The sequence below is a fragment of the Paracraurococcus ruber genome, assembly GCF_004353985.1.
GTDB lineage: Bacteria > Pseudomonadota > Alphaproteobacteria > Acetobacterales > Acetobacteraceae > Paracraurococcus > Paracraurococcus ruber.
Genome location: NZ_SMOA01000050.1, coordinates 22,746 through 33,993 on the forward strand (window position 1 = coordinate 22,746; position 11,248 = coordinate 33,993).

An 11,248-nucleotide genomic window follows, 5' to 3' on the forward strand; every position below is an offset into this window, starting at 1 on the left:
GGGCGTGATCAAGCGCCGAAGCAGGCCGCGACCGCCTGGGGCGCAGGCAGCATGCCCGCGCGCCATGGCGTCAGGGCCGCGTCACGCTCCCGGCGGGTCGAAGGCGCGGATGGGCGGCAGGTTGCCCGTGAAGCGCTCCACCTGCACCGTGGTCAGCTGCCCGGTGCAGCCCTGGGCGAGGCGCGAGGTGCCGACGTCGCGCGTCAGCACATTCGGGTTGCCATGGACGCAGAGCGGCTTGTCCTCCGCCGCATCCTCCGGGTCGTACCAGGCGCCGGTCGGCAGGTTCACCACGCCGGGCATGACGCCGTCGGAAAGCTCGGCGGCGGCCAGGCAGGCGCCGCGGGCATTGAACAGCCGGATGACGTCGCCATCCGCGATGCCGCGCGCGGCGGCATCCGCCGGGTGCAGCCACGCCACCTCCCGCCCCCGCCGCTTGCTGTCCTGGCTGTGGCCGCCGAAATCGAGCTGGCTGTGCAGCCGCGTCGCCGGCTGGTTCGCCACCAGGCGCAGCGGCGCCGCATCCTCGGGCACGTCCCGCGGCGCGATCCAGGCGGGATGGCCGGGGCAATCGGCATAGCCGAAGCCGGCGATGGTGGCGGAGAAGATCTCGATCCGCCCGCTCGGCGTCGGCAGCGGCGCACCCTCGGGGTCCTCGCGGAAGGCGCGCAGCATGCCGCCATCGTCCGGCGCCTGCGGCAGTTCCAGATAGCCGGCCTGCCAGAAGGCGTCGAAATCGGGCGCGTCGAAGCCCTTGTCGCGCAGGTCCAGCGCCGTGCGGTCATAGAGGTTGCGCAGCCAGTCCCGCGCGCCGCGGCCTTCGGTGAAAGCGTCTTCCTTCCCCAACCGCGCCGCCAGGTCCGTGAAGATGGCGTAGTCGTCGCGCGCCTCGGCGAAGGGTTCTGCGAGTTTGTGCATGGCGACCATCAGCGGGTCGGTCTGGCTGCTGCCGATATCCTCCCGCTCCAGCGTCAGCGTCACCGGCAGCACGATGTCGGCATGGCGCGCGGTGGCGGTCCAGGCCTGCTCGTGCACCACCAGGGTGCGGACGCGGCGGAAGGCATCGCGCAGCCGGTTGAGGTCCTGGTGGTGATGGAAGGGATTGCCGCCGGCCCAGTAGACCAGGTCCACTTCGGGGTAGGCCAGGCGCTGGCCGTTGTAGTCGTACTCGGCGCCCGGGTTCAGCAGCATGTCGCTGATGCGCGCCACCGGGATGAAGGCGCCGACACGGTTGCGTCCCTGCGGCAAGGCGGCGGTGGAGACCAGGTTGCTGCGCCGGCCGGTATGCCCCAGCGCGCCCAGCGCATAATGGTAGCCGCCGCCGGGCAGCCCGACCTGCCCCAGCACGCAGGCCAGCGCCAGCCCGGCCCAGACCGGCTGCTCGCCGAATTCGGCGCGCTGCAGGCTGTGCGCGACGGTGACCAGCACGCGCTTCCCCGGCAGGCGCGCGGCCAGCGCCGCGATGCGTTCGGCGGGGATGCCGCAGAGGGGCGCGGCCCAGGCCGCGTCCTTCGGCTGGCCGTCCCTGCGGCCCAGCAAGTAATCCTCAAACGCCGGCCAGCCCGTCGTGCAGCGATCGAGGAAGCCGCGGTCGTGCTTCCCGGCCGCGACGATCCCATGCATCAGCGCCAGCATCAGCGCCGTGTCGGTATTGGGGATGATGGGCAGCCATTCCGCCCGCGCCTCCGCCGGGCAGTCGTCGCGCAGCGGACCGACCAGCAGGAATTCGCAGCCGCGCTCGGCCGCCGCGCGCATGCAGCCGCGCTCGATATGGCGGGACACGCCGCCGCCGGCGACCATGCTGTTCTTCAGCGCCATGCCGCCGAAGGCGAGGACGATCTCGCTGTGCTCCGCCACCGCGTCCCAGGTGACGTTGCGGCGGCTCATCGCCTCCATCGGGCCGACGACATGCGGCAGGATGACGTTGGAGGCGCCGGCGGAATAGGAATTGACGCTGCGGACATAGCCGCCGAGCGCCATGTTGAGGAAACGGTGCACCTGGCTCTGCGCATGGTGGAAGCGCCCGGCGGAGGACCAGCCATAGGACCCGCCGAAGATCCGCTCCGGCGGCGTGCGCGCCAGTTCCTCGGCCAGCAGGCCGAGCGCGCGGTCCCAGGAGACGGGGACGAACTCGTCGCGGCCGCGGCGCGCATCGGCGCCCGGCCCGTCCTCCAGCCAGCCGCGGCGGACCATGGGCTGGGCGATGCGGGCGCGGTGGCGCAGCGCGGCGGGGAAATTCTGCAGGATGCGGTTCGGGTCTGGGTCGGCCGGATGCGGCCGAACCTGCAAGGCGCCATCCCGCCAGGCGCCCTCGAAGACGCCCCAATGCGAGGAATGCGGGCGGAAATCGCCCGCCCCGTCCGGTCCCGGCATGCCACGATCCCCCATCGTCCTTGCCGGCCAGCCTAGTGCAGGTCAGGGGCCGGCGTGAACGCCCCACCGGCGTCGCTGCGCGCCGGCAACGAGGCGGCGCGGCGGGAGCGCCCGCCGGCGGCGGCGCGGGCGCCGCGCCAGACGCTGGAGCGGATCGCGGGAGGGCGTGAACGCCCGGGCGCGAGATTCCGCGCTGCAAGCAACAGGACAGGCTCGCGCGTTCGGAAGAACGCGCGAGCCGCTCTAGCGCGGCGCCGTTCCGCCGCGGTTCCAGCCGCGGCCGCGGTCGCCCAGGATCTCGTAGCCATCGGGCCGCACCACCACCGTGTCCTCCAGCTTGATGAAGCCGCGCTTCGGGTGCGGCAGCGTCGTCTCGATGGACAGGACCATGTTGGCCTGCAGCGGTCGGTCGGCATCCTCGGCACCATAGGGGATGGGGCCGGTCGCGGTCAGGTGCGGCACCTCATGGCTCACCAGGCCCATGCCATGCGCGAGGAAGTCCAGCCTCTCCCGGTTCGGCGCGTCGCGCAGCGCGGCCTCGGCGGCGGCATAGACCGCGCCGCCGGGGGCGCCGGCGCGCACCGCGCGGAAGGCCGCCTGCTGGATGCCGTCGATCTCGGCCAGCAGGTCCTGCAGCTCGCTATCCGGTTCGCCCTGGATGGCCATGCGGCAGACATCGCCGATATAGCCCTGGTAGTGGCCGCCGCTGTCGAGCGAGAGGATGCCGCCCGCCTCCCAGCGCTCCTCCGACGGGGCGCGGTTCAGGCTGGTGCCGGCGGTGATGAGGCAATAGTCGAAGCCGAGGCCGCGCATCGCCTCCTCCCGCTTCAGCGCCTCCACCAGGTCGCGCTTGGTGGTGCCCGGCCCATGCCCTTGCATCACCGCCAGCATGGCGTCGATGACGCTGTCCGAGGCGTGGCGGAGCATGCCGATCTCCGCCTCGGTCTTCACCGCGCGCAGCCGTTCCAGCACCGGCAGCGCATCCGGCAACGCGCTGTTCGGGTAGGCGTCCTGCAGCACCTGCAGCGCATCGGCCGGCAGGAAGGCGCGCTCGATCCCGATGCGGGGGGAGGCGATGCCGAGCGCGCGCAGGTAGTCCACCGCATGCCGCATGGCATCGGTGGAGGTGCCCGAGAGGTTCCGCACCTCCGGCACCCAGAGCGGTTCCACCGCCTGCTGCCCCTTCTCCATCCGGTGGCCGATATAGCCGGCGCGGTCGGCCTGGCCGCGGGCATAGGCCAGCACCGGAAGGTAGCGGCTCTGCCCGATGGCGTCGGCATGCTCGAAGAAATGGAAGCGGTAGCCGCCGAGCAGGTACTGCACCGCCGGCTTGGAGGTGGCGAGCAGGACATCCATGCCCGCCTGCTCCATCAGGCGGTCGAGCAGGGCGGCATCGAAGGGGGGCGCTGACATCCTAGTTCCTCCCATGGGTTGGGAGGCAGCATAGCGCCGATTTTCCCGCCGCGTCCGCAGGCTTCGCGCCGCGGGGCGGGCGCATCGATGCCGGCCGTCACCGGCAAGCGGCAGCGGCGCGGCGTCCGGCCGGGACGCGACGCCACGGCCGCGGCATCAGACCCGCATCGGCATGAGGACGTACAGCGCTTCCGGCTTCGCGGAATCCGTCACCACGGTCGGCGCGCTGCCATCGGCGAAGCGGAACTCCACCTCGGCGTCGATCTGGTCGGTGATGTCGTTCAGGTAGCGGGCCTGGAAGCCGATCTCGAGCGGCGAGTGCTCGTAGCGCACCACCTCCCCGTCCAGCTCCTCCTGCGCCTGCCCCTGCTCGGCGCTGCTGGCCGAGAGCAGCAGGTGGTTGCGGTCGATCGAGAGCTTCACCGGCCGCGACCGCTCGCTGCTGATGGCGGCGACACGCGCCACCGCCTCGGCGAACTCCTTCTTCGCCACCCGCAGGATCTTGTCGTTGCCGCGCGGGATCACCCGCTCGTATTCGGGGAAGGTGCCGTCGATCAGCTTGCTGGTCAGCTGCACGGTGCCGATGTCGAAGCGGATCTTGGTGTCGGACAGGCGGATCGCGATCTCGTCCTGCGTCTCCTCGGCCAGCTTGCGCAGCTCGTTCACCGTCTTGCGCGGGATGATGACGCCGGGCATGCGGTCGGCGCCGTCCGGCAGCGGCTCCTCCACCCGCGCCAGGCGATGGCCGTCGGTCGCCACCGCGCGCAGCACCTTGGTGCCGTCGGTCTCGGCGGCGTGCAGGTAGATGCCGTTGAGGTAGTAGCGCGTCTCCTCCGTGCTGATGGCGAAGCGCGTGCGGTCCACCAGGTCCCGCAGCTGGCCGGCCGGCAGGGCGAAGCCATGCGGCAGCTTGCCCTCGGTCATGGAGGGGAAATCCTCCACCGGCAGCACCGACAGGTCGGTGTTGAAGCGCCCGGCGCGGAGCTTGAGCGCGGCATCGCCGCCGGCATGGTCCAGCTCCACCGTCGCCCCTTCGGGCAGCTTGCGGACGATCTCGTACAGGGTCGCGGCCGGGGCGGTGGTGCGTCCCTCGCGCGTCACCTGCACGCCCGGCACCTCCTCCACCACCGCGATCTCCATGTCGGTCGCGGTCAGCTTCAGGGCGCCATCCTTCACCGCGATCAGCACGTTGGCCAGGATGGGGATGGTGTTGCGGCGTTCGACCACGCTCTGGACATGCGCCAGGGCCTTCAGCAGGATCGCCCGTTCAACCGTGAACTTCATGCCACCCAGGCTCCCCCGACGATCCGTCCAGTCCCCGAAGCCCGCGGCGCGGGCCGGGCCGGCAGTCTAGCCATCCCGATTCGGCCGGTTAAGGTAGGGTTTCCGCAGCCGCCGACCAAGGGCGGCACGCCCCCTTCCGGCCGGGAATGTTGCGGCGCCGCGGCTGGCGCCCGGGCCGGCCGGAGGCCAGCCAGGAAGCCGGCCCGGGCCGCCGCGGCCTTGCCCCCGCCCCGTCGGGCGCCGGGCCTCAGGTCTCCAGCATCTTCCGCAGCAACGCCACATCCTCGGCAAAGGCGGCGTCCTGGATGATGAGCTCGGAGACGCGGGAGACGGCATGCATGACCGTGGTGTGGTCGCGATTGCCGAAGCGCCGGCCGATCTCCGGCAGGCTGCGCTGCGTCAGCTGCTTGGCCAGGTACATCGCCACCTGCCGCGGCCGCGCCACGTTCCGCGCCCGCCGGGCGGAGACCATGTCGGTGAGGCGCAGGTTGTAGTGCTCGGCGACCTTGCGCTGGATCTCCTCGATCGAGACCCGCTTCTCATGCGCCCGCAGGACGTCGTGCAGCACCTCATGCGCGCTGTCCACGGTGATCGGCCGGCCGAACAGGTTGGCATGCGCCACCAGCCGGTTCAGCGCGCCTTCCAGCTCGCGGACGTTGCTGGTGATCTTGGTGGCCAGCAGCTCCATCACCTTGGGCGGCACCAGCACCTGCGCCGCCGCCGCCTTGGCCTGCAGGATCGACAGCCGCAGCTCGTAGGTGGTGGCGTGCAGGTCGGCGACCATGCCGCAGCCGAGGCGCGTGCGCAGCCGGTCCTCGATCCCCGCGAGGTCCGACGGCGGCTTGTCCGAGGAGACGACGATCTGCTTGCCCTGGTCTACCAGCGCATTGAAGGTGTGGAAGAATTCCTCCTGCGTGTTGTCCTTGCCGATGAGGAATTGCAGGTCGTCGATCATCAGCACGTCGACCGAGCGCAGCGTCTCCTTGAACTCCATTGTCGACTGGCTGCGCAGCGCCGCGATGAAGCGGTACATGAACTTCTCGGCGGACATGTAGGCGACGGTGCGGGCGGTATCGCCTTCCCGGATCGCCCAGGCGATGGCGTGCATCAGGTGGGTCTTGCCCAGCCCGACGCCGCCATACATGAACAGCGGGTTGAAGCCCGGGGAGTTCGGCCGCTCGGCGACCCGGCGGGCGCAGGCATGCGCGAACTCGTTCGGCTTGCCGACGACGAAGGTGTCGAAGGTGAAGCGCGGCTCCAGCGGCGCCACCCAGTCGGACCGCGCCTCGGGCGCGCGGATCTCGGGCGGCATCGGGCGCGGCGCCAGGCTCTCGGCCAAGCCGGCGGGCTCGGCCCGCACCGCCGGTGCCGGGCCATCCGCCATGGCGGGCTCGGCGGCCGCGGCGACGCGGATCTCCACGCGGCGCACCGCCGCATCCTCCGCCTGCCACAGCGCGCGCAGCCGGTCGCCGTAATGGCTGTTCACCCAGTCCCGCAGGAAGCGCGTCGGCAGCAGGATCACCGCCTCGCCGCCTTCGATCCCGTGCAGGGTCATCTGGCGCAGCCAGGTGCGGTACTCGACCTCCCCCACCTCGTCACGGAGACGGGCGCGGATACGGGCCCAGCAGGCGACCATCTGTCCGGATGTTTCGGGGGGCAATCCGCCGGCCTCCTTCTGATCCAAACGCCGGCCTGCCTGCGCCGCGCGGCCACCACCTGCGCGGTGCCCGGGCGGAACAGAGCCCCGCCGCAAGGCACCTGCCCGGACCGGGGCGCAGGTCCGGGGGAGATCCCGCGCCACCCGTCCAGGTCCGAGGATGCTACCGCGCCTGCCGAATCGGCGCAAATAGTAACTTAACGAAACCGAGTGCCGGGCATGTGGGCGGGATCACCGCCCGAAACGAGGCCAATGATGCCCAAGCAACGATTCAGGATAGGCGCAAAATGGCGCCGAACAGACATTGCCTGTGCTTCATGCGGCAGGGCGTTGTCTGGCCGGCGCGACGCCGGCGCGGATCAGGCCTGGGCGCTGGCGCCCAGCGACTTGATCCGGGCGGACAGGCGCGACAGCTTCCGCGCCACCATGTTCGGGTGGAACACGCCCTTGGTCGCCGCCCGCTGCAGCTCAGGCTGCGCGGCCTTCAGCGCATCCTGCGCCTGGCTGTGGTCGCCGCCGGCGATCGCCTGCTCCACCTTGCGGAGGAAGCCACGCACCCGGGACTTCCGCGCACGGTTGCGCAGGGTGCGCTTCTCGGTCTGACGGATACGCTTGCGGGCGGATGCCGTGTTCGCCATGGGACAGGATTCAACTCGATACGGAGTGGGAGGGGCGCCCCAGGACCCGAGATCCGGGGCGCGCGGGAACGGGGCTTCTACAGGCGGGCCCGATCCGCCGTCAAGCGAAGCGGCGCGGCCCGCAGGCCGCGGCGCAACGACCGCTTAAGCATTGCGGAAGGCCGGCTTCCGCTTCTCGGCGAAAGCCGCCATGCCTTCCTTCTGGTCGGCCGTGGCGAAGAGCGACTGGAACACCCGACGCTCGAATTTCACGCCCTCCGCCAGCGTCGTCTCATAGGCGCGGTTCACCGCTTCCTTGGCGATCGCCACTGCCGGCGCCGACAGCTCGCCGATCCGCTCGCCGAGCTTCACCGCCTCCGCCACCACCTCGGCGGCAGGGACCACGCGGGCGACGAGGTTGGCGCGCTCCGCCTCCGCCGCATCCATCATCCGGCCGGTCAGCACCATCTCCATCGCCTTGGCCTTGCCGATGGCGCGCGTCAGCCGCTGCGTGCCGCCGGCGCCGGGGATGACGCCCAGGTTGATCTCCGGCTGGCCGAACCGGGCATTGTCCCCGGCCAGGATGATGTCGCACATCATCGCCAGCTCGCAGCCGCCGCCCAGCGCATAGCCGGCGACGGCGGCGATGACCGGCTTCTGCACGAAGGTCACCGCTTCCCACCGCTTGCCGATGAAATCGTCCAGGTAGACGGCCGGGTAGCTGCGCGCCTGCATCTCCTTGATGTCGGCGCCGGCGGCGAAGGCCTTCTCGTTGCCGGTGAGGACGATGGCGGCGATGGCCGGGTCGGCGTCGAAGCCGCGCAGCGCCTGGCCGAGCTCGTCCATCAGCTGGTCGCAGAGCGCGTTCAGCGCCTTCGGGCGGTTGAGGCGGATGACCGCCACGCGCCCCTGCACCTCCGTCAGGATCATCTCGTAGCCGGGCATTCAATGCCTCCCCTCGCCTGGAGCGGATCGCGGGCGGGCGTGGACGCCCGGGCGCGCGAAGCCGTTCCGCAACCAATGGCCCGGGGTGGATGGCGCATGCATCGGGCGCACCATCCGCGCCGGGCGCCGCATCCTATCAGCGCTGCGTCCGCGGGCAATGGAAGGTGGCGCGGCCCGCCTGCACGATGCGGCGGATGCCGGCGCAGGGCGGCACGCCCGGGCAGCGGTCGCAGGGCTGGCCTTCCCGGTCATAGACCTTGAAGCGTTCCTGGAAGAAGCCGATGCCGCCATCCGCCTGCACGTAGTCGCGCAGCGAGGAGCCGCCGGCCTCGATGCTCTCCTCCAGCACCGCCTTGATCGCCGGCACCAGCCGCAGCGCGCGCGCGCCGGCGACGCTTGCCGCCAGGCGCTTCGGCGAGATGCCGGCGCGGAACAGCGCCTCCGAGACATAGATGTTGCCGAGCCCGGCGACGACCTTCTGGTCGAGCAGCGCCGCCTTGATCGGCGTGTGCTTGCCCGCCAGCGCCGCGGTCAGCACTTCGGAGGTAAAACTGTCCTCCAGCGGCTCCGGCCCCAGGCCGGCCAGCAGGCGATGCGCATCCTCGGCCGCGGTCGGCACCAGGTCGACGCTGCCGAAGCGGCGCGGATCGACGAAGCCGACGCGCACGCCCTCCTCGGTCTCGATCGCCAGGTGCTCATGCGCGACGGGCGCGTTCGGCCGGTCCTCCGCCCGGCGCGCGACCATGCGGCCGGACATGCCGAGATGGATCAGCACGCTGTCGCCGCCCGACAGCCGCATCAGCATGTATTTCCCGCGGCGGCGGAAGCCGGCCACCCGCGCGCCGGTCAGCCGCAGCGCCAGCCCCGGCGGGAAGGGCCAGCGCAGGTCCGGCCGCGCCACGCTGGCGGCGCGGATCATCCGGCCGTCCAGCACGCGGCGCAGGCCGCGCATCACCGTCTCCACTTCCGGCAATTCCGGCATAGGTCGCGCCGCCTCCTCCCCCGCCGTGCTGGCCCGCGCTATGGTGGCGGGAGATGAGCGAACGCAACACCCCGCACGACGCCTCCCCGGACGCCCCTTCCGGCGCCCCGTCCCCTGGCGCCGAGACCATCGACTTCGGCTACCGCGCCGTGCCGCGCGGGCAGAAGGCCGGCCTGGTCCGCCAAGTCTTCGACAGCGTGGCCCCGCGCTACGACCTGATGAACGACCTGATGTCGCTCGGCCTGCACCGGGCCTGGAAGCAGGCCTTCGTCGCCGCCATCGCCGCCTCCCCGCGGGAAGCGCTGCTGGACCTGGCCGGCGGCACCGGCGACATCGCCTTCAAGGCGCTGGAACGCGGGGCGGGCCGCGTCATCCTGTCCGACATCAACCCCTCCATGCTGCAGGTGGCGCAGGGACGGGCCCTGGAGCGCGGGCTGGCGGCGAACCTGATGTTCCTCGGCGCCGATGCCGAGCGCCTGCCCCTGCCGGACCGGTCGGTCGAGAAGGTCTCGATGGCCTTCGGCCTGCGCAACTGCACCGACAAGGACGCGGTGCTGCGGGAGGTGCGGCGGGTGCTGCGGCCCGGCGGGCGCTTCCACTGCCTGGAGTTCAGCCGGGTGGAGGTTGCCGCCCTCGCGCCGATCTACGACACCTGGTCCTTCAAGGTGCTGCCGGAACTCGGCCGGCGGGTCGCCGGCGATGCCGAGAGCTACCAGTACCTGGCCGAGAGCATCCGCATGTTCCCCGACCAGGGGACGCTGGCGCGGATGATGCGGGAGGCCGGGCTGGAACGGGTGCAGCACCGCAACCTTACCGGCGGGATCGTCGCCATCCATACCGGCTGGCGGCTGTAGCGGCGGGGCCCCCGCCACCGGCCGCCCGGCCGCCGCGGCACCCTCGCGGCGCCCGGTCCCGCGCCGCAGTCCCTCCCTGATCTCCCCGGCAGGGGCCCCAGCGACCTCCCCCGGTGCCCTCCAGGACGCGCCCCGGTCCCGACGCCCTGCCCCGCCGCCGTCGGTGAATGCCGTCGCGGCCAGGTCCCGCACCCGCAAGGGTGACGTGCGGGGCACCCGCCGCGGTCGCCGCCTGCCCGGACCGGCGCCCCGGGCCGGACGATCCCGCATCGCCCGGGTTCGGCGTGCGCCGCGGCCCGGGCCGGCCGGGGTATCGGCCCAGGCCCCGGCCGGGAACCCGCCGCCGGGCCGGGCGCTTCCGCGCCAGCGCGCGCGTTGCCTGCGGCCGGACGCGCATCATGGCAGGCCGATGCTGCGCGCGGGCCTGAGAATAAGGTATACGAAGTTTGCCCAGGGGGGGCAGGCGCGCGGGGGTGCGCCGGAGCGGGTGCCCAGGGGGCACCGAAGGGGACGCGGAATGGCCATCATCGAGCAGCGCGAGAGGCTCTACCAGTTGGACAAGCCCAGCCTGGCCCAGGACACGGCCGGGCCCACCCCACCGCAGGCCGCCTCGCCCGGCTGGATCGGGCTGCAGCGATGCAACATCAGCCCGGTCGCCAGCCAGGTGCTGGAAATGCCGCATGTCCTGCTGCACCCGGAGATCGGCGTCGCCCTGATCGACATCGCGCCGGGCCAGACCCCGCATGCCGAATCCGCCTTCCGCGCCCGGCTGGAGGCCGCCCGCTTCGCCGCCATCTTCCCCGGCCACCTGCCGGTGGTGCAGTTGCAATTCCAGCCGGAAGACCTGATCCGCGCCGATGCCCTGCTGCGGGAGGCCTTCGCCGCCCTGCCGCCGATCAGCCTGCCCGGCGGCGATGGCTGGGTCAGCGTGGTGCGCCGCGCCCTGGCGCAGCGGGCCCCCAGCCGCCAGGCCCGCGCCGCCGCGGTGGAGAGCGCGCCGCCGGCGCTGAGCCGGGAGGTCGCGGCGCAGCGGGTGGGCGGCGGGCCCGGCACCATGGCGCCGCTGCCGCTCCGGCCGCGGCCGGTCGGGCGCTGGCCGCTGCTGCCCATCGGCCTTGGCCTG

At 72.2% G+C, this 11,248-nt stretch carries 9 protein-coding genes; 2 read left to right on the forward strand and 7 right to left on the reverse strand.

Annotation, left to right across the window (positions count from 1 at the left end):
* Window positions 1–81 precede the first annotated feature (81 nt).
* From E2C05_RS11945 to mutM, 7 genes are all read right to left on the reverse strand, one after another.
* Entirely contained in the window at window positions 82–2,373 is a 2,292-nt protein-coding gene (locus tag E2C05_RS11945) for a molybdopterin guanine dinucleotide-containing S/N-oxide reductase (protein WP_200305733.1), read from the reverse strand.
* A gap of 243 nt (window positions 2,374–2,616) precedes the next feature.
* Window positions 2,617–3,786: a M24 family metallopeptidase gene (locus E2C05_RS11950; RefSeq protein ID WP_200305735.1), complete on the reverse strand. Its 1,170-nt coding sequence runs from the start codon at window positions 3,784–3,786 to the stop codon at window positions 2,617–2,619.
* A gap of 156 nt (window positions 3,787–3,942) precedes the next feature.
* On the reverse strand, window positions 3,943–5,070 hold the full coding sequence (gene dnaN / locus E2C05_RS11955) for a DNA polymerase III subunit beta (protein ID WP_133219863.1): 1,128 nt from the start codon (window positions 5,068–5,070) through the stop codon (window positions 3,943–3,945).
* 247 nt (window positions 5,071–5,317) lie between these two features.
* Entirely contained in the window at window positions 5,318–6,706 is a 1,389-nt protein-coding gene (gene dnaA, locus E2C05_RS11960; RefSeq protein WP_133219864.1) for a chromosomal replication initiator protein DnaA, read from the reverse strand.
* Between the two features lie 380 nt (window positions 6,707–7,086).
* Entirely contained in the window at window positions 7,087–7,365 is a 279-nt protein-coding gene (gene rpsT / locus E2C05_RS11965) for a 30S ribosomal protein S20 (protein ID WP_133219865.1), read from the reverse strand.
* Between the two features lie 144 nt (window positions 7,366–7,509).
* On the reverse strand, window positions 7,510–8,289 hold the full coding sequence (locus E2C05_RS11970) for an enoyl-CoA hydratase (RefSeq protein WP_133219866.1): 780 nt from the start codon (window positions 8,287–8,289) through the stop codon (window positions 7,510–7,512).
* 136 nt (window positions 8,290–8,425) lie between these two features.
* Window positions 8,426–9,271, reverse strand: a complete 846-nt coding sequence (gene mutM, locus E2C05_RS11975) for a bifunctional DNA-formamidopyrimidine glycosylase/DNA-(apurinic or apyrimidinic site) lyase (protein WP_133219867.1) — start codon at window positions 9,269–9,271, stop codon at window positions 8,426–8,428.
* 53 nt (window positions 9,272–9,324) lie between these two features.
* On the opposite strand from mutM, the gene E2C05_RS11980 reads away from it, so the two are divergent.
* A complete protein-coding gene (locus tag E2C05_RS11980) occupies window positions 9,325–10,125 on the forward strand; it encodes a class I SAM-dependent methyltransferase (RefSeq protein ID WP_133219868.1) in 801 nt (266 codons plus the stop codon).
* A gap of 517 nt (window positions 10,126–10,642) precedes the next feature.
* Window positions 10,643–11,248: hypothetical protein (locus tag E2C05_RS11985; RefSeq protein WP_133219869.1), on the forward strand; the 606-nt coding region annotated here is incomplete at its 3' end.